The following is a 20,156-nucleotide window of genomic DNA, read 5'->3' on the forward strand; positions in this document are numbered from 1 at the left end:
ACGTGGTCACTGACCGGGTGGTCACATGCAGGGATGTAAATCGAAACAGGGGCTTGTGGTACCTCGGCCCTTCTGAAACCTCGCGGAAGAGGGGAATATGGATTTTATCGATTCAGCACTGGCTCCCGTATGGGACAAGGTAAAGGCAGGGCAGCGGCTGTCCTTTGACGACGGGATGGCGCTTTATGCGTCCCCGGATCTGCCCGCAGTGGGGCGCATGGCCGATTACGTGCGCAGGCAGCGCCACGGCAACATCGCCTATTACGTCTACAACCAGCACGTCAACTACACCAACGTCTGCTCCAACCGGTGCACCTTCTGCGCCTTTGCCACGGACGAAGGGACCAATAACGCCTATACGTGGAGCGTGGAAGAGGTCAAGGACCGCCTCATGGAGCGCATGGATGAGCCCGTACGGGAGATCCACATGGTGGGCGGCCTTAACGAAAACCTGGATTTCGACTATTTTACCGGCCTGCTCAAGGCCATGGCCGAGGTGCGGCCCGAGGCCACCATCAAGGCCTTTACGGCGGTGGAGATCGATTACCTCTCCCGTCTTTCCGGCCTCTCCCTCGCTGAAACCGTGGCGGAACTCAAGGCTGCGGGACTTGCCATGATGCCCGGCGGCGGCGCAGAGGTGATGAGCGAGCGGGTCCACGATGAGCTGTTCCCCAAGAAGATTGGCAAGGACCGCTGGCTCGAAGTGATGGAGACGGTGCATGCCGCAGGCATCCCCACCAACGCCACCATGCTTTACGGCCACATCGAAACCCTGGAGGAGCGGGTGACTCACCTGATGACCCTTCGGGATCTCCAGGACCGTACCAGCGGGTTCTCCTCGTTTATTCCCCTGGCCTTTCATTCCAAGAACACCAAGCTCACCCACATTCCGCCCACCGGCGGGGTGGATGACCTGAAGAACGTGGCTGTTTCCCGACTGATGCTCGACAACTTCGATCACATCAAGGCCTACTGGGTGATGATCGGTGAGAAGCTGGCCCAGGTGGCCCTCTCCTTTGGGGCGGATGATCTGGACGGCACCATCATCGAAGAGCGGATTACCCATACAGCGGGTGCCACCTCTGCCAAGGGCCTCACCCGGACCGAGATGTCCGCCATGATCCGTGGGGCCGGGTTTGAGCCCGTGGAACGGGATTCCTTTTACAATCATATCTCTTAAGGGAGGCGACTTTTGGAAGCCCTATCACGCAAAATATCATCGGGTTACCGGGTAAGCCCTGAAGAGCTGCTTGAGCTTTATGATCGCGCAACCCTGCCGGAACTCGGGGCCCTGGCCCATGCCGTGCGCCTGGCCAAGCACCCCGATCCTGACGTGACCTTTGTGGTGGACCGGAACATCAACTACACCAACGTCTGCACCTCAGAGTGCAAGTTCTGCGCGTTTTATTCCAAAGTGGGTGAAGACGGCGGGTACGTTCTCAGCCGGGAGTCGTTTCGGCAGAAGATCGAGGAGACCCTGGAGCTGGGAGGAACCCAGATCCTTCTCCAGGGCGGTATGAATCCGGCCCTGACCCTGGACTGGTACGTGGACCTCCTCAGCTGGCTCACCACCACCTTTCCCATCCATGTCCACGGATTCTCACCCCCTGAGATCTCATGGCTCGCGGACCAGAGCGGGCTCTCCATTGCCGAAACGGTCAAGGCCCTCAAGGACGCAGGTCTCAAATCGATCCCCGGTGGCGGGGCAGAGATCCTCGTGGACGAAGTGCGCCGAAAAGTCTCCCCCAACAAATGCGGGGTGGACAACTGGCTGGAGGTGATGCGGCAGGCCCATCTTGCGGGCATGCGGTCCACGGCCACCATGATGTTCGGCCACCTGGAGACTCCGGCCCAGATCGTGGAGCACCTCACCCGGATTCGTGACCTCCAGGACGAGACCGGCGGGTTCACCGCCTTCATCCCCTGGACCTTTCAGCCGTCCAACACTGCCCTTGACGTGGAGAAAGCCACGGCCGACGCCTACCTGCGCGTTCTGGCCCTCTCCCGGATCTTTCTGGACAACGTGGACAACATCCAGGCCTCCTGGGTCACCCAGGGCGAGAAAATTGCCCAGGTGGCGCTCTTTTTCGGTGCCAACGACATGGGCTCCACCATGATCGAGGAGAATGTTGTCTCCGCCGCAGGCGTGGATCACATGCTGCCCAAGGATGAGCTGATCCGTGTGGTGGCCTCCGCCGGGTTCACCCCGGTGCAGCGGGACTGCTTTTACAACCACCTTGCGGTGTGTGCATGAGACGGGTGCACCGGGCAGCGTGGGTGGTGGTGGACGCCGACACCGTTCTGCCCCAGGGGTACCTGGTGGTTGAAGACGGGACCATTGTCTCCGTGGGCACCGGCAAGGGGCCCAAGGGGATTGAGGTTGAAGAGCACGGCGACGCCGCCCTTGTCCCGGCCTTTGTCAACGCCCATACCCACCTGGAGCTGTCAGCCCTTTCCGGCCGGGTGAAAAGCGACGCCGGGTTTGCCCCCTGGGTGAGGGACCTTCTGGCGGTTCGGGAGAGTATTCCCAGAAATGAGCTGGTGGAGGCGGCGCAACAGGCAGTTTGTCATGCTGAGGCGGCAGGAACTCTCCTTTTTGGCGATATCTCGACCCTGGGCATCATAAGGCCCCTGTTCGACGAGGGAAGGGCACAGGGCGTCTGGTTTCAAGAGTATCTGGGCAACCCAAATCCCCTGGCCATGCCCCCGGGGGGCGAGGGGGCGCCCGGGGCGAGCCTTGCCGCCCATGCCCCCCACACCACGGCACCGAAAGCCATTCAGGCCATGAAGGCCCTTACCGCCCGGGCAGGCCGTCCGTTGAGCATTCATCTGGACGAGTCCGACGCCGAGCGTGAGTTCCTCACCACCGGAAAGGGGGCCTGGGCCGATTTTCTTACGGAGCGGGGCATCGATTTCTCTTCCTGGCCTCTGCCCGCAGACGACCCGGTCTCCTATCTCCTGGATTTGGGAGTGGTGGATGCATCGACCCTTGTGGTTCATCTCCTGCAGACCAAGGCACCCCAGTTCAGGCAACTGGCAGAGGCCGGTGCCACGGCTGTCTGCTGCGTGCGCAGCAATCATCTTCTCCATGGCCGAACGCCGGATATGGAGGCCATGGTTGGGGCCGGGCTTACCGTGGCCCTGGGCACCGACAGCCTGGCCAGTTGCGACAGCCTCTCCATCCTGGATGAGATGCGTGCCGTGGCCGCCGAGGCACCGGGGCTTGCCCCGGCCGAGATCTTCCGCATGGCAACAGAGCACGGGGCCAAAGCCCTGGGCTTAACGGGGCGCTTCGGGCGTCTTGCGCCCGGCTGCTCGGCCCGGTGCCTTGAAGTGACCCGGGCATCAACACCGCCGTCTTTTTCGTACGGCTGGTTTTTGGACGAGGACGTGGCTGTGCGGGTTCTCCCATGAAGCCCAACCGGAACGTTTTTGCGGCGCTTTATCCAAAAAGCGACCCGCCGGAGGCAACGGAATAGTTTCCGTTTTTTAAGATTTTAACCAGAGAAGGCAGCGTCATGAGCAAGATTCCCATTGGACGTATCAGCTATATCAACGTATCCCCGGTTTACCATGGCATCGACCATGGGGACTGCCCGGCGTGGCTCTCCATGGTGACCGAGCCCCCGGCGACCCTCAACGCCATGCTCAGGGACGGGGAGGTGGTGATGAGCCCGGTCTCCTCCGTGGCCTATGCGCGCAACGCAGACCAGTGGCTTTTGTTGCCTGATCTTTCCATTGCATGTGACGGCAAGGTGCTGAGCGTGTTGTTTGTGTCGGATAAGCCCATGGAGGCCCTGGACGGGGACCGTGTGATGGTGACCGAGGAGTCGGCCACCTCGGTGGAGCTGTTGCGCATTCTCCTTCGGAAGAAAGGGGGCTGTCCGGTCATCGAACCGGGAAGGGTCCACGACCCTTCAGACCTTCCCGAAGGCGTGAAAGGAGCGCTGGTCATAGGGGATTCAGCCCTTCTTGCCGACTGGCACGGGCGGTTTCCATACGTCTATGACCTGGGAATGGAGTGGAAACAGATGACGGGGCTGCCCTTTGTCTTTGCGGTGTGGGCCATACGAAAGGATTTTTGTGCCATGGCTCCGGCCGTGGTGGACCGCCTTGTGGAATTGTTTCACCGATCCCGTGCAACCGGTCTCTCGGATTTGCATGGTATTGTAACGGATACCCATGCAAAAACAGGTCTTTCCAGGGAGATCCTGACACGCTACTTCAACCACCTGGTGGTGAGCCTGGGGGCTCAGGAGATCAAAGGTCTCTCCCTCTATTTTGAGCAGCTCTACCGATACGGCCTTCTTCCCAAGAAAGTCGTTCCTGCCTTTGCCTCTTCATTTGACACCCTGCCTTCAAGAGAATTTCCCCATTCCATGCCCCACCATCGTGCCTTTGCGGTGTGATTGAATGGCGGTGCGCCCCTCGGAATCATTGCGAAATTACGGATATCTGTGATGCCAAGGGGTTGTACTGCGGTGGTGGTCCTCGTTGCGTTAGGCGGTGCGGGGGCCGCACCCTACGTTTGGTATGGTAGGGTGCGCCGTGCGCACCGTCATCGCTTCAACCCTCGGAATCATTTCGAAATTGCGGATATCTGTGATGCCATGGGTGTTGCGTGCCCTATATGAACAAGGGCATGCCGGACCGGGGAATGAGCCCGCTTTTTTCTGCCCGGTCCATAAGGGCTTCCACGGCGGCCACGCCTTCACCCCCAAGATCAATGGAGAAATTATTGACGTAGAGGTCGATGTGGTTCTGGGTGACTTCGTCGGAGAGCTCCACGGCGTGGCTGCGGATGTAGTCGCGGGAGGCGTCGGGATGGGCAAAGGCGTAGGTGACGCTTTGGGAAATGGCGGCTTCGATGCGGGCAATTTCGTCTTTGGGGAGGTCCCGGGCTGCGGCAATGCCGCCCAGGGGGATGGGGAGATCGGTTTCCCGCTCCCAGAAGGACCCTAAATCGTCCACACAGGTGAGGCCGTGGTCGGCGTAGGTAAAGCGGCTTTCGTGGATGATAAGGCCCGCTTCGAACTCTCCTGAGGCCACCTTGGGCATGATGGTGTCAAAGACCATGGGGATGGCGTTGGGCGTTTGGCCGAGGTAGAGGCCCAGCAGGAGGTGGGCCGTGGTCATGAGGCCCGGCACCGCGATGGGAATTTCCCTTAAGCGCTTGGGATCGAACCCGGGCCTTGCCACGATGAGGGGGCCGCAGCCCCTGCCCAGGGCAGCGCCGCTGCGCAGGAGGGCGTAGCGGTGGCGAAGGTGGCCCAATGCCGCAAAGGAGAGCTTGGTGACGTCAAAGGTTCTCTCTGTGGCAAAGCCGTTCAATGCCTCCACATCGTGGAGGTGCGTCTCAAAGGTTGTGTCTCCGGCCTTTACAAGTCCGTGGACAAGGGCATGGAAAATGAACGTGTCATTGGGGCAGGTGGAGTATGCCAGGGTTCGATTCATTGCATGTGCCTGTGGGTCTAAATGTCGTTTGTGTTCTATGGCGTGATTCCGTGATCAGCTTTATGAAAATCGCCTCAAACAGGTCTCTATTATTAAAAAAAAAAGGTAACTTATCAGCTGAAAAAACAGCCTCCGGCGGCAAGGTGTGCCACCTTGAAAGCAGGTTGCGGATGCGTTTTGCCCCTCGTTCCTCGGGTCAAATCACATCCGCCTTTAAAGCAAAACTCACCCAAAAAGATTTTTTAAAACCTGTTTGTTAAACCCGCCTTTATAAAATCAGGCAAAGGTTTACCCCCCGGCAGGGCCGCCGGAGGCATAAGCTGAATAGTTACAAAAAAGGGAGCTGTTCAGCCACGGGCACAGCCCGTCAGCAAATGTGAGGTCCCTGAGGAACGAAGGGACGGAGCATTTGCGAGCCTGGGGTGCAGGGGATTTATCCCCTGCCCGCCGGAGGCGTTTTTGAGCTGAGTCGTTACATGGTTTCCTGCAACACCGCCATCAAGCACGCGCAGCTGTTTTCAAAGGCCAGGGGCAGGTTCCAGGCGTTTCGGTTTCGCGGACCCACCAGATTGCTGGCCCCCCTGATTTCGAGGAAGGGGATGCCGTAGTGCAGGGCCACGTGGGCTGCTGCTGCTCCCTCCATGGATTCCATGACCGGGCAGTAGAGCTCAAATAGGCCCTTTGCCCGTGAGGCCGTGGTCGTGATGGTGGAAGCGCTCACAAAGGAGCCTTTGTGGAGCTGAAAGCCCGAAATTCCCTGTGTGCGTATGGCGGCCATGGCATCCCCGGCGAGGTCCCGGTCGAGGAGGAAGCGGTGTCTGTACTCTTTTCCGTTTCTCTCCATCAGGGGAAAGGGCAGGGGAGAGATGTGCACGCTTTTTTCCTCGGTGTTGGGTTCCAGGCCCATGTGGACGTCGATCTCTTCGGTGGCCACGGCCACATCCCCCACTGAGATTCCCGCGCTGGCAAACCCTCCGGCGCATCCCACCTGGACAATAAGGGAGGGAGAGAGGCGTTCAATGGCGGCGGTGAGGCCCTGGGCGGTGTTCACGGCCCCGGGGCCTGCCTCAAGGGCAATGAGCTTTTTTGTGCCCACGGTGGCAGCCATGGCGGTGCGACCGGCAATGTCCATGGGTTCCGGGTTGTCGAGGCGGGTCAGCATGGGGGCGAGCTCTGCATGGACAGCGGAGAGGACAAGGACAGGTCTCATGGTGTCACCCCGGTAAGAAGGCTGGCGCACAGGGTTTGGATCCGCTGTTCCAGCTCGGTGTCATCGGCGTCGTGGATACCCAGGCCGCCGTCCATGTGGGGCAGGGTCAGGGCCTGGAGGAATCGGTCCATGGCCGCGTCCATGATAAAACAGGCGGCCTCGATGTTCACTCCGTCCCGGAGTTCGCCTTTGTCCCGGGCTGTTTCGAGGAGGGAGCGGAGGTACTCCAGGCTGTAGCGCCGGATGGAGGTGAGGATCTCGGAGCGGAAGGGGATCTCTTTTTCTGCCAGGGTTCTCACATAGAGCCGGTAGATCACCGGGTGTTTTCGGGTGAACCCGACCCCGGCCTTTAGGGTCTCTTCCAGGCGAATTCTTAAGGGGGCGTCGGCGGTGGCGTCCCGGACGTCCTTTAAGTAGCTCTTCACCTTTTCCACGGACTGCCCGAAAATAAAAAGGAAAAGTCCTTTTTTGTCTCCGAAGTATTGGAAGATGGAGCCCTTGGCAATGCCGACCCTGGAGACGATGGCGTTGATGCTCGCGCTTCGGTATCCGTTGTCGGAAAATTCATCGGCGGCCGCATCTTCGATGCGGCGTTTTTTTTCATCGGGCAGGTTCAGGAAGGTCTGGTTGGGTTCCATTCAGGTATGCCTTGTCACTTCTTGTCCCGGATCATGTCAAGGACGGCTTCTAAGGCCATGGTGTATCCCCTGGCGCCGAAACCGGCGATGATCCCGTCTGCCACTCCCGAGACGTAGGAGTGGTGGCGGAAGGGTTCCCGCTTGTGGATGTTGGAGAGATGGATCTCCACAATGGGGCAGGAGAGCATGGCCAGGGCGTCCCGGATGGCCACGCTGGTGTGGGTGTAGGCCGCCGGGTTGATGATGAGCCCGCTGACGCGCCCGTAAGCTTCCTGGATGCGGTCCACGATCTCCCCTTCGGCGTTGGACTGAAAGCTCTCCACGTCCGCCCCGAGTGAGGCACCCAGGGTGTTGAGTTCCCGGTCGATGTCGGCAAGGGTGGTGGTGCCGTAGATCTCAGGCTCCCTTCGTCCCAGCATGTTGAGGTTGGGGCCGTGGATGACGTCGATGACCATGGGCTTCACAAGGGGCCTCCCTTTTTGGATGGCGACGGCCGAAGCCGCCGCACGTTGTGTGGTTCGGGCAGACCGCCGCGGGGCGGTGCCTTTAGTTGGATGCTTCTTCGATCTCTTTTTTGAGAAAGGAGATGGTCTCTTCGTAGCTTTCGCTGCCGAAGATGGCGGAGCCCGCCACAAAGGAGTCCACACCGGCCTCTGCGATGGCACGGACAGTTTTCTTGTTTACCCCTCCGTCGATCTGGATGAGGGTGGACAGGCCCCGGTCTTTGATCATTTTTTTGATCTCCCGAACCTTGTCGAGGCTGTTCTCGATGAAGGACTGGCCGCCGAACCCGGGGTTCACGCTCATGACCAGGACAAAATCGAGCTCGTCCAAGACCCACTCGATGGCGCTTACGGGCGTGGCCGGGTTCAATGCCACCCCTGCTTTGGCACCCAGGGACTTGATGAGCTGGATGGAGCGGTTCAGGTGAGTGCACGCCTCGGCGTGGACGGAGATCCAGTCGGCACCTGCCTTGACGAAGTCAGGGATGAGAAGGTCCGGCTTTTCGATCATGAGGTGGACGTCCAGGGGGAGGTCCGTCACTTTTTTTGAGGCCTCCACAATAATGGGGCCGTAGGTGAGGTTGGGCACGAAGTGGCCGTCCATGACGTCGATGTGGATCCAGCCGGCTCCGGCAGCCTCAACCGCCTTGATTTCGTCTCCGAGTTTTGAAAAGTCTGCCGACAATATGGAAGGTGCAATGATGGACATGAATAACATCCTGATATTTCATGGGGTTGATAAAATAAAGAATTGTTGCTTTTTTATCCCGAACAGCCTTGAAAATCAATCGCCTTAATCAAAAAAACGTGTCTCTTTGAGATGGCCGTTTTCATACAGGAAGAGGGTTGCGCGTTCGAAGGTGGGCACAAGGACCCAGAGCTCTTCTCCGGGCAGGGCCTCCCGGTCCAGGATGGTGTCGGTGTGACGGTCCCCAACCAGCTGGATCTTGACCCGTTTTTTCAGGAACCCTTCGTCCATGCACCAGGTAAAGAGGCGGGAGCCTGTGGCGCCTGTTCTGATGGATTCATCATCGGGACGCGGGGACCGGTTGATGGTGATGTCCACGGTCTGGCCCCGGGTCACCTTAAAACCTGGCTTCGGGAATTGGTCGAGAACGCTGTTGCGTTCGGCGGTGTCCGACGGAGTGGAGGTGATGGTGCCCACTTTGAGGTCCATGGTCTCGATGCGCTCCAAGGCAACATCCAGGGGGCTGGCGGTGAGGTCTGCCATCATCATGGCCTTGGGCTCTTTGCCGTTGCTCAGCAAAAGGTCCACCTTGTCTCCCCGGGTCACCAGGGCACCGGGAGCCGGCACGTGGGCGATGACCGCCCCTTTTTCCACCTCCGGGTGATAGAGGGTGGAGGTGGCTCCGAACTCAAGGCCCATTGCCGTAAGCTGGATCCTGGCCTCGGCCAGGGCAAGGTGTTTGAAGGAGGGCATGGCCACCAGTTGCGGGCCCTTGGAGAAGACGATCCGCACGTCCCGGCCCCGTTTGATGCGGGTACCGGGCTCCGGGTCCTGGAATATGACCCGGTTCCTGGGGATGCGTGGGGAAAACTCGGAACCCTTGACCTTGGTGTTGAGCTCCATGGTGGACAGGGTCTCCAGGACGTAGATGACGTCACGCCCCACCAGGTCGGGGACCACCACGCTCTTTTCGTTTCCGATGATGTAGGTCAGGGTCACAAAGGAGGTGATCCCGGCGGCTGCGACAAAGAGAATGAAGAGAGAGAAGAACTTGAGAAGACCCTTGAACATGATGATTCCCCGATGTGTATCCGGCATGTGAGGTGCCGTCAAAAAGATACTGCTTTTAAAATATTACTTTTCTTCCCGCACCATGCGAGCCGCAAAGAAGCCGTCCATTCCGTTTTTGTGGGGCAGGGGGGCCACATACCCTTCGGGGGTGATGAAGGCCTCGGCCCCTTGGGGGGCGGCGTCAAAGGGTTTCATCATACGAAAATCCGTGTGTTTTTCAAGGAAGGCCTCCACCACGGCTCCGTTTTCTTCGGGTTCCATGGAGCAGACCGCGTAAACCAGGGTACCGCCTGGGCGCACGCACCGGGCCGCTGCCGAGAGAATGGCTTTTTGTTTTTTTGTGTGCCGGGTGGCGTTGCGCTTGAAGTATTTCCATTTGGTGTCCGGGTTTCGGCGGATGACCCCGAGGCCGGAGCAGGGGGCGTCCACGAGGACGGCGTCAAATCCGCCTCCGATGATATCGGGGCTCTCACGGGTGAGGTCGCAGGCGTGGGTGGTGATGTTGGTGATACCGAGGCGTGCCATCTCACGGGCCAGGCTTTTGAGTTTGTAGGCCTCCACATCCATGGAGACAAGCTCCCCCTGGTTTTCCATCACCTGGGCCAGGTGACCGGATTTACCGCCCACTCCCGCGCAGACATCCAGAACCCGTGAGCCGGGCTTTGGGTTCACCATCAGGGCGATGAGCTGTGCGGCTTCGTCCTGGACCTGGAAAAGCCCCTCCTTGAATGCGTCCATCTCAAAGATGGGTGTTTTGGGCGAGGTAAAGGAGAGGCCCAAAGGGGAGGCCGGGGTGGGGGAAAGGGTCTCCACCTGGGGGGCAAGGCGCTCTGAGAGCTCCTCCCGGGTTGTTTTCAGTGTGTTGGTGCGCACGGTGATGGGGGCGATGTCGTTGGAAGCCCGGCACAGGGCTGCGGTCTCCTCAAGGCCCATGCGGGCAATCCATTTTTCCACCAGCCACTGGGGCATGGAGGTGGTGACGGCCAGTTTCTTTTCCGGGGCGAGTTCCTCCAGGGACGGTTCCTCCGGGTTTCTGAGGCAGGTGCGCAGCAGGGCGTTGACAAACCCTCCGGACGATTCAGACGCGTGGACCTTGGCCATCTCCACGGCAGTGTTCACGGCTGCGGATTCGGGGATCCTGTCCATGAACCGGAGCTGGAACAGGGCGATGCGCAGGATGGTGAGAATTTTTTTATCGATCCTGGCGATGCCCTTGGTCGCAAAGTGGTCGATGGTGTAGTCCAGCTGCCCCCTGTGTCGAAGCACCCCGTAAACAAGGGCGTTGGCAAGGCCCATCTCCCGCCGGTCCAGCTCGACCTTGCCGGTGATGCGGTCCATCACAGAGTCTAAGGTGGCGTCGGCGTTTTTATCAAAGGTGGTGAGTATCTCAAAGGCCAGGCTTCGGGCGTCTTGGGTCATGGATTGTCCTGCTTTTAAAAGTGATTGAAAAAATATGTTTTTTTGGGGTGACCCGAACAGGGTGCACCGAGTGCACCCTATGGGCTGGTTCGCTGGAACGGTTGCATACCTTGGTTTTCAGTCCATCAAAAACGCCGCCCACTATTCGATCCGGGTGGCGCTCGACGATACTGACGCAATATGGATATGCGCTTTTCAGCCCCATGCGGGCACCCGGTTCAATGGGGTTGCCGCGGAGGAAGGCTTCGGCTGGCATGCGCTTGCCGTTGGCTCCCTGGAGTTCCACGATGCGCAGGAGCTCCTTCGCCGGTGGACACCACCAGTTCGGAGCCGCTGGTCACCACGGTGCCGGGGGCGGCGGTGGCGGTCGTCTCCAGGGGCTGGGTTTTGTGGATGCGCAACCGCTTTTCATCCAGAAAGGTGAAGGCGCCGGGCCAGGGTGTCATGCCGCGGAGGCGGCAGTCGATGATACGGGCCGGTGCGTTCCAGTCGATCTCCCCTTCGGCTTTGGAGAGCATGGCGGCGTGGGTGGCAGCCTCGTTGTCCTGGGGCACGGGCACCACACTGCCGTCCAGAAGGCCGGGGAGGGTCTTGACGATAAGCTCGCCCCCCAGCTCGGAGAGACGGTCGTGGAGGGTGGCTGCCGTGTCCTCGGGGCCGATGGGAGTCTCCACGGTGAGGAGCATATCGCCGGTGTCCATGCCGCGGTCCATGACCATGGTGGTGACGCCGGTGACGGCATCACCGTTCATGACGGCCCGTTGAATGGGGGCGGAGCCCCGGTATCTGGGCAGCAACGAGCCGTGGATATTCACGGGGCAGATGGACCTTAGGCACATCCAGGAGGCGCTGGTTGAGAATCTGGCCGAAGGCCACCACCACAAAAAAGTCCGGAGCGATCTCTTCGGTCAGGCCGGACGAATTCGCGCAATTTCCACGGTTTCCGGCTGTTCCACCCGGTATCCCATGGCCTGGGCATAGGCCTTCACCGGGGTGGGCTCCAGCTTTCGGCCTCGGCCTTTGGGCCGGTCGGGCTGGCTCACCACCAGGGCAATCTCAAAGAGTCCGCTTTCGTGGAGGGCCTTCAAGGCGTTGACGGCAAAGTCGGGGGTCCCCATAAAAATGATGGAGGGTTTGCTCATGTCTTAGCGGCCTTTCATCCATTTTTTGACTTTGCGTTTGTACATCTCCCGCTTCAGGGCGCTGATGCGGTTGATGAAAAGGACGCCTTTGAGGTGGTCGATTTCGTGCTGAAGTACCACGGCGGGAAAGCCCTCTTCGTTGAGCTCCATGGGGTTGCCGTCCACATCCAGGGCCGTGACTTTCACGCGGTTGAACCGTTTGACCGTGGCGCGGAATTCAGGCACGGACAGGCACCCTTCATCCTCGGAGATGAACTCGCCGTCGGCTTCGACGATTTCGGGGTTGATCAGGGCCATGTAGCTGTTCTCCTGGCCCTCTTCCGTGGTGTTGATGACGATGAGCTGCTTGCTGACGCCCACCTGCACGGCGGCCAGGCCTGCGCCGGGAGCCTCGAACATGGTATCGGCCATGTCTTCGATGAGGGTTTTCAAAGTCTCGTCGATGTCGGTAATTTTTTCTGAAGGCTGGGCAAGGCTCTTGTCCGGGTACGTTACGATGTCAAGTATGGTCATGGTTCATAAACCTTTGTGTGTCAGTGTGTTCAAAAACGGTCAAAACGACCGGCAATGGGCCGTATGACCATTTTGCAGAGTATCACGTCTTGATGGGCCGAACAACAGGTGTTTTAGACAGCAGGGAGGGTAACGGGCAGTGTTCCCGTTGAAAACAGGACTGGTCCCTGTCTGGGCTTGCCTTGCCGTGGAAATTGGGATAACCACTACCTTTTTAGCTGTTGATGTAATGTTATTGAAAATGAGGCGTCAGCTCCGGTTTCCCTTGGAGCGGGTGGGTGGCCCCTCTGGGAGTCTCAATTAAATATAGGCAAGGGGCGTGGTGTGGAAGATCGGAAAACACGATGGCTTGGGATCATGTGCCGGTGCTGGGCGCCACGGCTCTCTGGGCAGGGAACTTTATTGTTGCCCGCGGGTTTCACGACAGCCTTCTCTCTTTGAGCGCCCGCCTTTCTGGCGTTGGGTCGTCGCCGTTGCGGTGCCGTCTGCCCTTTGCCCTGCCCGCACCTTGTGAGGGAAAGGGCCCGGATAAAGGCACACGCAGGCTATCTTTTTCTCACCGCTTTTTCAGGGGTGACCCTGTTCAACACCCTTGTTTATGTGGCCGGGCACGCCACAACCGCCTTGAACCTGTCCCTGATCGCCATGGTCTCCCCATTGTTTATCGTGATCCTGGCCTGGCTGTTTCAGGGGGAGGCAATGCACGGGGCAAAGGTGGCGGGTACCCTGATGGCGTTTTTCGGAGTGCTGTTGCTTCTTACGGGCGGTTCACCGGGTGTGCTCCTTGAGCTGCGTTTCAACAGCGGAGATCTTCTGATGGTGGTGGCGGCCCTGATTTTCGCCTTTTATTCTCTGCTGGTGAAACAAAAGCCCCCGGGCCTTTCCATGATGACCTTTCTCGGGGCCACCTTTTGCCTGGGGCTGATCATGCTGGTTCCCGCATATCTCTGGGAACGGGGGCTCTCCCTGGCTCCCCTGATGCCCCTGGCCTCCATGGGGGTGCTGCTCTACTTAGGTGTCTGTGCCGCCGTGGCCGCGTTTGCCCTGTGGAACCGGGCCATCATGCTCATCGCCCGGGCTATGCGTGCCCGTTACTATCCCGCCTCTGTTCAGCGGGCCGCAGGTGATGATCCTTCTAAGGGAACCCATCGGCTGAGTTTTGACACCCGGCCAGCGCCGGGTTTATTTTGTCCGGTGTGGCGCTTTCGAGCCGGTCGTCCGGTTAAAATTGTTTCTGGTGGCCCTGCCGCGATCTAAATAAAACGGAGCGCCGCACTCCGGTGCGGCTTTTTAGTCCGTCGTTACCCGTGCCGCAAAGGAGTGCGGCGCTCCAGGGGCCAAGGGGTCTCGGGCGGGTAATGTAAAAGGCTGGCGGTCCAAACGATGATCAAAGCGCATTTGCAACCTGCTTTCAAGGTGGCACACCTTGCCGTCGGAGGCATGATTTGGTTTTTTTTGCAATCTGACTGAATAAGGAGGCTCGGCCCATGCAGGTCCATGCATCAAATGAATCGGTATCTCCTTCGACCATGGGCGGTCTGGCCGTGGAGGAAGGGTACGTCACGGGCCTCATCGGTCGGATTACCTCCCTTGAAGCGTCGTTTTACCGTGAACGCTGGCAGCTTGGTCGGCGTTTCGAAGGGGTGATTGCCACCGGGCTTTCCGAATTTTTCAATCGGTATGAGGCCGGGGTGGACGCTTTTTTCCGGGTGATGCAGTATACAGAAAGCCCGGGCTGCCCAATGCCTCTTTGTGATACCGTCATGGGCTCCCTTGCCGTGGATCGTTCGGGCCGAGAAAAGCCCGGTGAGGTGGCGCTTCGCTGGTTTTTCCTTCACCCGTCCCTGCACGGGCACGGCCTTGGAAAGACCCTGATGGCAAGGGCCGTGGGGTTTGCCAGGGAGACCGGCGCCCGTGAGATGGTGGTGGAGACCTTTGAAGGCCTTGAAGCTGCCTGCGGTATTTACGAGTCGTCCGGTTTTGTCCTTGAGTCGAGGTGGGAGGGCGTCCAGTGGGGGCGGCCCCTGCCTGAGAGACGGTATCGGCTGGTGTTGTAATGCCAGTCATTGGGCCGGGCCCGGTTTCATGTTAACGTTTGATATGATTTTAGCGCCCCGTTTCGGAGCGTTTGAATATAATCCTTAATATAGATCGTACAAAAACACAGGAGCACCCTATGCTGTTGAACATATCCAAAGAAGAATACCGCCTGCTGGTGGAGATGATCCAGGTGGCCGATTACGTGATGCACTCCCACGAGCTTGAGCCCTCGGAAGAGACCGCGGACTACCGCGAGCTGCGCAAGAAGATTTTTTCCCATTACAAGAAGATGGGCCTGGAGTCCCTTTTTACCTTCAGCGAGAAGCACAACGATTACATTGAGACCGAAGACTCCCTGGCCGAGAGCCGTCACATGGCCATCATGGAAAACTTTGTGGAAAACGAGTTCTGGGCACAGCTTTCCCAGCGCCTGGGCATGCGTGATCTTTTTGAGGAAGAGGAAGGCGAAGAGAAGCTCAAGGAGATGGGCTCAGAGGTCCTCATGGAGAAACTCGGGGAGATGAGCGCCAAATACGACACCGAGTTCGAGGCCCACGGCCTGGAGCGCATCGTCATCAAAGAGGATTGATTGAGAGTGTCTTTTGCGTAAATGCGCAGCCGGATAACCAGGGACAATGGTTATCCGGCTTGACAGCGTGGTTCCACGTCACAAAGGATTCACCATGAAACAAACGACGATGGCATCTGTGCTCCTGGCAGCGCTCCTTCTGCTTGCCCCGGGCTGCGTCAACCATGTGATTCATACCCACGAAAGCGTCTCCCGGGATACCACCTGGGTCCGGGTGGAAGAGGCAAAAAAACCTTTTGTGGTGAGTGATATTGTCGGAGGGGAGCACATCACACGGTACCGCATCCTGGGTTTTGAAGGGGAGAGATATCTCATCACCGGCCGCGGAGAAGATCTCTACATGAGCGTTGATCCCGGCACCTCCGCCAGGCTGACCCCAACCCGGGACGACGACACCTGCATCGTTGAGGTTCTCTCTCTGGACGCCCTGATCACCATCGAGCTCTCCGCCCACCCCGTGAGCGACTACACCCTTGAGATACACAGGATAGAGGGAGGGGACATGTCCCCTTGACAGGCATGGCCCGTGGGGCCTCGGCCTATCACCTATCACCTATCACCTGTTTTTCCTGCTTTTCCATCCCCATCACCTCCACCTGCCAATTCTCTCCCTTATACGTCATCTTCAGCTTACCCGTTCCTTCATTGGTCATGCCGCAGGCTTCGTAGCATGTTTTTGCTGCGGTGTTGAAGTTGAAGACGTAGAGCTGCATGCGGCGAAATCCCTTGGTTTCAAACCCCCGCTTCAGGGCTGCCCGGACCATGGCCGAGCCCGTTCCCCGGCCACGGCTTTGGGGGGAAACCATGATGAGGCTGAGGTGGCCGGTGCGGCCCAGGCTGTCGATGCGCTTCAGGCTGAAGACCCCCACCATGTCCCCGGAATCTTGGTCTGTGGCCTTCATGAACTCCCGGTGGGGGGTGTCTGTGCGGCAGATGCTCAGGAAATCTTCGAAGTCATTCCGGGTCAGGGGGTAGGGGAAGGTGTTGGCCGACCAGACGGCCTGTGTCCGTTCATCGGTAATCCAGGAAGCCAGGGTGGTGTAATCTTCCGGCTCGAACGGGGCCAGTTCCAGGTGCTGCGGAGGCATTTCGGTTCTCCTTAAAAATAGAAGGGAATGGTAAACCCTATGGCATATATCCAGCTGTCGAGTTCGCTGCCCTTGCTTGTGACGTTGTATCGCGCCGAGAGGGTGAGCAGGCCGGAGCCCGGGATCCTTATGTGCAGGCCCACCTCCGGGTAGATGGAGGCCAGGGTATCTGAGATGGACGTTTTTGTTTCACCCTCTTCGTCCACGTTACCGTCCATGTTGTTGTCGATCTCATCGTCTTCGGCTTCCTCTTCTTCCTGGGTAAACCCGAGAAAGCTTCCCACGCCGATGAAGGGGGTGACGGAAGACTCAAAGGGGTTGTGCCGATGAAAGCGAGTTCCGAGGGTGAACCCTACAAAATAGTCGTCAAAGGAGGAGGAGCCGAAGGTTGCGATCCCGGCAAGGAAGGCTGTGTGATCTCCGTAAAGGGAGAGTCCGCCGCCGCCTCCGCCAAAGCTTGGGTTGCGGTTTCCCGCGAGTTCCACAAAGGCTGTGTTGGGTTCGTCGGATTCCATGGCAACGCTGCGCTGTGTTGCGGGGGGCAGCGTGATTCCCAACAACAGAACAAGGGCAAGGCTGTAAAAACGGGATCTGTTCATGCAAACCTTCCTGTGATGTGTGGGGATATCTTTTTCGGGAAACGCAGGTTATCTTTACCACGGCTGAGCCAGCCGGAGAACCATAAAGATAAAGAGGCGAGGGGGGTAAAACAAAAAAAGCCCATGCAGGTGAATGCAAGGGCTTTTGTTTTTTATCTGGTGCCGAAGGGGAGACTCGAACTCCCACGAGATTGCTCTCACTAGTCCCTGAAACTAGCGCGTCTACCAATTCCACCACTTCGGCGATTTGTGAGAAGACTTATAGCAGCGCTTTGCCCGTGGATCAAGGCTTTTCATGGGTTTTCCGTATTTTTCTGACACCCGGGAAAGGGGTGTTTCGGGGAACATGTGCAATGGCGGATACTTCCGTCTGCGGTGTCCCTTTTTTGAGCCTTGATTCCGCGTTTCGGGCGCTCAAAAACAAAAAAGCCCCTGCATGATCATGCAAGGGCTTTTACTTTTTAACTGGTGCCGAAGGGGAGACTCGAACTCCCACGAGATTGCTCTCACTAGTCCCTGAAACTAGCGCGTCTACCAATTCCACCACTTCGGCGATTTGTGAGAAGACTTATAGCAGCGCTTTGCCCGTGGATCAAGGCTTTTCATGGTTTTTACATATTTTTTTGACACCCGGAAAAGGGACGGTCCGGGAACGTGTGAAATGGCGGACACTTCCGGCTGCGGGTGGCTCTTATTGGGGCTTGATCCCGGGTTTCGGGCGCTTAAAACAAAAAAGCCCCTGCACGATCATGCAAGGGCTTTTGCTTTTTAACTGGTGCCGAAGGGGAGACTCGAACTCCCACGAGATTGCTCTCACTAGTCCCTGAAACTAGCGCGTCTACCAATTCCACCACTTCGGCGATTTGTGAAAAGACTTATAGCAGCGCTTTGCCCGCCAATCAAGGCTTTTCACGTTTTTTTGTCATTTAAATTGTCAGGCAAAAAAGGGATTCCAAGGGGATGATGGAGATGGATAACGAATTTCATGGGATAGGCGCCTGCATCCTGCCGGGGGGCTGCGGAACCATGGGGCCAAAAAATGCAGGGTTCCGGAAAAAGGGCTCGCCACCGGGCTTCGGTGGGTGTATTTCCAAGGGCGTTGGCATCAATGACGAACTTTATAATGAGGATATTCCGTTTTGAATATAGATACCATACAGGCAAAGCTCAGACACTTTGCCCAAGAGCGTGACTGGGAGCAGTTCCATTCCCCCAAAAACATCGCCATGGCCCTGAACGTGGAGGCCGGAGAGCTCCTCGAGCATTTCCAGTGGTTGACCGAGCAGGCCTCCTTTGACCTGGAACCCGACAAAAAAGAGGCGGTGGCCCAGGAGATTGCCGACGTCCAGGTCTACCTCTGCCGACTGGCCGACCTGTTGAAGATCGACATTGAAGGGGCCGTGGAGCGCAAGATGGCACTCAACGAGGCCAAATACCCGGCAGACATGGTTCGGGGGAAGGCGAAAAAATACACGGAATACAGGTGATGCATCTGTAGCCAGGGCCCTTTCCAGGGGGCCCGCCCGGCAAAACGCCCCTTCCACATGCGTGGAAGGGGCGTTTTGGGTTCAGGCTCCCGGTAAGGCAGGGCCGGGCTCGCTACAGTTTTTCAGGGGCGAGGTTACCGGCATACTTCTCTTTGTCCTTGAGGCTGACGTCGGGCTCTGAAGGAAGCCCGAAGAGGGGGATCAGCCGGTCGAGGCCTGTGAGGGTCAGGATCAGGATGGAACCCACGGCGATCATGGCCATGAAGTTGAACTTGATGATGTCCATGGGAACGAAGGTGTGCAAGGGGTACACGGCCGTTGCAATGCCCACGTAGAACCCGACATAGACATGCCAGGGAATGAGCTGGGACCCGAAGACACCCAGGGCGTCGCCGAAGGTGGCGTTCCGCAGGCGCAGTTTGTACATCTCTTCTTCCGGTGCTTCTACGTTTTCGTCGGTGAGGTTTCGGATGATGGGACCGATGGTGACGATCTGGGCCATTTCGTCGGCCAGGGCTGCGTTGCCCAGGATGGAGAGGACACCGTTGTAGAAGAGGAGCTGGCGCACGCTGCCCGCAAGGGTGGTGATGAGCCTGGAGACGGGCTCGAAGGCATGCATTTTGCCCATGATGCCGCCGAAGGCACCCACCCACATCATCATGACGATGACCCAGGACCCGGCCCCTTCAAAGCCGCTGTACATGAGGTCAAGGTAGCTCTGGATGGACTCCACGGTACCGGCCACAAGGCCGAAGAGGAGGGAAGAGATCAGGCCGATGCCCAGACAGACCAGGGTGGGAAGACCCATGATGGCCACCACCAGGACGAGAAGAAGGGGGATGCACATGTAAAGGGGCACACCGTTTTGTACCTGCTCAAGAAGGGTCACGGCAGAGGCTCGCTTCTCGGCCAGGGCGCTCCAGACCGTGTCGGGAATCTGGCTGATGGCCTCGGTGGCGTTGCCCACCTCACTGGGCAGGCCCATCATGGCGCTGACCATATAGAAGACCACGGCCGTGGCCATGAGGCAGAGCACGGACCAGATGCCCTGGTGGCGGATTCGGTCGATGACCTCCACCTTCTGGATACCGGAGCTCACCACTGTGGTGTCCGAGATGAGGCCGATGTTATCGCCGAAGCAGGCGCCACCGGCGATGGCGGCGGTGGTGAGGACGATGTCGCCTCCCACGATGTGGTTGAGCCAGAGGAACACCGGCGCGCACGCGGCAAAGGTTCCCCAGGAGGTGCCTGTGGCCACGGAGAGGATGGCGGTGACCACCAGCCCGGTGACGGCAACGGTCTTGGCGGTGAGGCCGAGGTTGAGGGAAATGGTGATGATGGATGCGCCGACACCCGTTGCCATGAAGGCCTCTGCCATGGCATAGGCGAGCATCAGGATAAAAAAGACAAGCTGCATCTCTTTGACGTTGTCGATGGCGGCGTCGACAATTTTCTGGAACTTCATCTTTTCTGTAACAAAGGCCACGATGGCTGCGTAAATGGTCGCAAGGGGAGCTGCGAGCAATGCGTCAAAGCCTGATATCATCAGGCCTGCCATGACAAAAACAGGACTTAATTTCAACAAACCGGAAAACATAAATCTCATCCTTACCTGTGCTTGGAGTTTTTTGTTTCTGCCGAACCTCGTTGTCCGGCGTGTTTGTCACTTCATGTTCAGGTTCGTGGTGTTGTTGTTTCAAGGGAGACCCTTGCAA

23 protein-coding genes, 3 tRNA genes and 1 pseudogene are annotated in these 20,156 nt (G+C 58.4%); 11 read left to right on the forward strand and 16 right to left on the reverse strand.

Translation table 11 applies throughout. The features are described 5' to 3' along the window. Positions 1-97 precede the first annotated feature (97 nt). From mqnE to ACOYW2_RS09950, 4 genes are all read left to right on the forward strand, one after another. The gene (gene mqnE, locus ACOYW2_RS09935; protein ID WP_482770289.1) at positions 98-1,180 is read left to right on the forward strand and encodes an aminofutalosine synthase MqnE; all 1,083 of its coding nucleotides are present in this window, start codon (positions 98-100) and stop codon (positions 1,178-1,180) included. Positions 1,181-1,192: 12 nt separating this feature from the next. Beyond that, the gene (mqnC, locus tag ACOYW2_RS09940) at positions 1,193-2,254 is read left to right on the forward strand and encodes a cyclic dehypoxanthinyl futalosine synthase (RefSeq protein ID WP_482770290.1); all 1,062 of its coding nucleotides are present in this window, start codon (positions 1,193-1,195) and stop codon (positions 2,252-2,254) included. Further along, positions 2,251-3,414 (forward strand): amidohydrolase family protein, encoded by a 1,164-nt coding sequence (locus ACOYW2_RS09945; RefSeq protein ID WP_482770291.1) that lies wholly within the window; start codon positions 2,251-2,253, stop codon positions 3,412-3,414. The genes mqnC and ACOYW2_RS09945 overlap by 4 nt, the downstream gene beginning before the upstream one ends. 104 nt (positions 3,415-3,518) lie before the next feature. Next, positions 3,519-4,409, forward strand: a complete 891-nt coding sequence (locus ACOYW2_RS09950) for a menaquinone biosynthetic enzyme MqnA/MqnD family protein (RefSeq protein WP_482770292.1) — start codon at positions 3,519-3,521, stop codon at positions 4,407-4,409. 217 nt (positions 4,410-4,626) lie between these two features. Here the strand turns inward: ACOYW2_RS09950 and ACOYW2_RS09955 are convergent, their stop codons facing one another. Continuing rightward, complete coding sequence (locus ACOYW2_RS09955; protein WP_482770293.1) at positions 4,627-5,454, reverse strand: 1,4-dihydroxy-6-naphtoate synthase; 828 nt, start codon at positions 5,452-5,454, stop codon at positions 4,627-4,629. 50 nt (positions 5,455-5,504) lie between these two features. On the opposite strand from ACOYW2_RS09955, the gene ACOYW2_RS09960 reads away from it, so the two are divergent. Continuing rightward, positions 5,505-5,714, forward strand: a complete 210-nt coding sequence (locus ACOYW2_RS09960; RefSeq protein ID WP_482770294.1) for a hypothetical protein — start codon at positions 5,505-5,507, stop codon at positions 5,712-5,714. A 212-nt stretch (positions 5,715-5,926) separates the two neighbouring features. Here ACOYW2_RS09960 and mqnB read toward each other — a convergent pair whose 3' ends face one another. From mqnB to def, 9 genes and pseudogenes are all read right to left on the reverse strand, one after another. Continuing rightward, on the reverse strand, positions 5,927-6,664 hold the full coding sequence (mqnB, locus tag ACOYW2_RS09965) for a futalosine hydrolase (RefSeq protein ID WP_482770295.1): 738 nt from the start codon (positions 6,662-6,664) through the stop codon (positions 5,927-5,929). After that, entirely contained in the window at positions 6,661-7,302 is a 642-nt protein-coding gene (locus ACOYW2_RS09970; RefSeq protein WP_180146518.1) for a TetR/AcrR family transcriptional regulator, read from the reverse strand. The genes mqnB and ACOYW2_RS09970 overlap by 4 nt, the downstream gene beginning before the upstream one ends. Positions 7,303-7,316: 14 nt before the next feature. Further along, positions 7,317-7,757, reverse strand: coding sequence for a type II 3-dehydroquinate dehydratase (aroQ, locus tag ACOYW2_RS09975; protein ID WP_482423702.1), 441 nt, complete (start codon positions 7,755-7,757; stop codon positions 7,317-7,319). Positions 7,758-7,848: 91 nt separating this feature from the next. Continuing rightward, the gene (gene rpe, locus ACOYW2_RS09980; RefSeq protein WP_482422784.1) at positions 7,849-8,514 is read right to left on the reverse strand and encodes a ribulose-phosphate 3-epimerase; all 666 of its coding nucleotides are present in this window, start codon (positions 8,512-8,514) and stop codon (positions 7,849-7,851) included. A gap of 84 nt (positions 8,515-8,598) precedes the next feature. Continuing rightward, positions 8,599-9,591 (reverse strand): PASTA domain-containing protein, encoded by a 993-nt coding sequence (locus ACOYW2_RS09985; RefSeq protein WP_482770296.1) that lies wholly within the window; start codon positions 9,589-9,591, stop codon positions 8,599-8,601. A gap of 36 nt (positions 9,592-9,627) precedes the next feature. Beyond that, a complete protein-coding gene (gene rsmB, locus ACOYW2_RS09990; protein ID WP_482770297.1) occupies positions 9,628-10,983 on the reverse strand; it encodes a 16S rRNA (cytosine(967)-C(5))-methyltransferase RsmB in 1,356 nt (451 codons plus the stop codon). A 218-nt stretch (positions 10,984-11,201) separates the two neighbouring features. Further along, complete coding sequence (locus ACOYW2_RS09995) at positions 11,202-11,501, reverse strand: hypothetical protein (RefSeq protein WP_482771011.1); 300 nt, start codon at positions 11,499-11,501, stop codon at positions 11,202-11,204. A 129-nt stretch (positions 11,502-11,630) separates the two neighbouring features. Beyond that, a pseudogene (locus ACOYW2_RS10000) lies at positions 11,631-12,125 on the reverse strand (methionyl-tRNA formyltransferase); the annotation flags it as partial. Positions 12,126-12,128: 3 nt separating this feature from the next. Continuing rightward, positions 12,129-12,638 carry a peptide deformylase gene (gene def, locus ACOYW2_RS10005; RefSeq protein WP_180146533.1) on the reverse strand — a complete coding sequence of 170 codons (510 nt, stop codon included), beginning with the start codon at positions 12,636-12,638 and terminating at the stop codon, positions 12,129-12,131. Positions 12,639-13,130: 492 nt separating this feature from the next. On the opposite strand from def, the gene ACOYW2_RS10010 reads away from it, so the two are divergent. The 4 genes from ACOYW2_RS10010 (at position 13,131) to ACOYW2_RS10025 (ending at position 15,781) form a co-directional block, all read left to right on the forward strand. Next, positions 13,131-13,895, forward strand: a complete 765-nt coding sequence (locus tag ACOYW2_RS10010; protein WP_482770298.1) for a DMT family transporter — start codon at positions 13,131-13,133, stop codon at positions 13,893-13,895. 230 nt (positions 13,896-14,125) lie between these two features. Further along, on the forward strand, positions 14,126-14,695 hold the full coding sequence (locus ACOYW2_RS10015) for a GNAT family N-acetyltransferase (RefSeq protein ID WP_482770299.1): 570 nt from the start codon (positions 14,126-14,128) through the stop codon (positions 14,693-14,695). Positions 14,696-14,814: 119 nt separating this feature from the next. After that, positions 14,815-15,267, forward strand: coding sequence for a hypothetical protein (locus ACOYW2_RS10020; protein WP_482770300.1), 453 nt, complete (start codon positions 14,815-14,817; stop codon positions 15,265-15,267). Positions 15,268-15,361: 94 nt separating this feature from the next. Beyond that, complete coding sequence (locus tag ACOYW2_RS10025; protein WP_482770301.1) at positions 15,362-15,781, forward strand: hypothetical protein; 420 nt, start codon at positions 15,362-15,364, stop codon at positions 15,779-15,781. Positions 15,782-15,809: 28 nt separating this feature from the next. Here ACOYW2_RS10025 and ACOYW2_RS10030 read toward each other — a convergent pair whose 3' ends face one another. The 5 genes from ACOYW2_RS10030 to ACOYW2_RS10050 all read right to left on the reverse strand — a co-directional run bounded on the left by ACOYW2_RS10030 (position 15,810) and on the right by ACOYW2_RS10050 (position 17,814). Beyond that, the gene (locus ACOYW2_RS10030) at positions 15,810-16,355 is read right to left on the reverse strand and encodes a GNAT family N-acetyltransferase (protein ID WP_482416440.1); all 546 of its coding nucleotides are present in this window, start codon (positions 16,353-16,355) and stop codon (positions 15,810-15,812) included. 11 nt (positions 16,356-16,366) lie between these two features. Next, positions 16,367-16,954: a hypothetical protein gene (locus ACOYW2_RS10035; protein WP_482770302.1), complete on the reverse strand. Its 588-nt coding sequence runs from the start codon at positions 16,952-16,954 to the stop codon at positions 16,367-16,369. 157 nt (positions 16,955-17,111) lie between these two features. Continuing rightward, positions 17,112-17,198 (reverse strand) — tRNA-Leu (locus tag ACOYW2_RS10040). Positions 17,199-17,420: 222 nt separating this feature from the next. Continuing rightward, positions 17,421-17,507: transfer RNA gene (locus ACOYW2_RS10045), tRNA-Leu, on the reverse strand. Positions 17,508-17,727: 220 nt separating this feature from the next. Beyond that, a tRNA-Leu gene (locus ACOYW2_RS10050) sits at positions 17,728-17,814 on the reverse strand. Positions 17,815-17,923: 109 nt separating this feature from the next. Here ACOYW2_RS10050 and ACOYW2_RS10055 point away from each other — a divergent pair. Continuing rightward, on the forward strand, positions 17,924-18,097 hold the full coding sequence (locus tag ACOYW2_RS10055; protein ID WP_482770303.1) for a hypothetical protein: 174 nt from the start codon (positions 17,924-17,926) through the stop codon (positions 18,095-18,097). Then, positions 18,094-18,441: a nucleotide pyrophosphohydrolase gene (locus ACOYW2_RS10060; RefSeq protein WP_482770304.1), complete on the forward strand. Its 348-nt coding sequence runs from the start codon at positions 18,094-18,096 to the stop codon at positions 18,439-18,441. The genes ACOYW2_RS10055 and ACOYW2_RS10060 overlap by 4 nt, the downstream gene beginning before the upstream one ends. Positions 18,442-18,553: 112 nt before the next feature. On the opposite strand, the gene ACOYW2_RS10065 is transcribed toward ACOYW2_RS10060, so the two are convergent. Then, positions 18,554-20,038: a Na+/H+ antiporter NhaC family protein gene (locus ACOYW2_RS10065; RefSeq protein WP_482416437.1), complete on the reverse strand. Its 1,485-nt coding sequence runs from the start codon at positions 20,036-20,038 to the stop codon at positions 18,554-18,556. Positions 20,039-20,156: the final 118 nt, after the last annotated feature.

The sequence above is a fragment of the Desulfoluna sp. CLI2B genome (assembly GCF_056847375.1).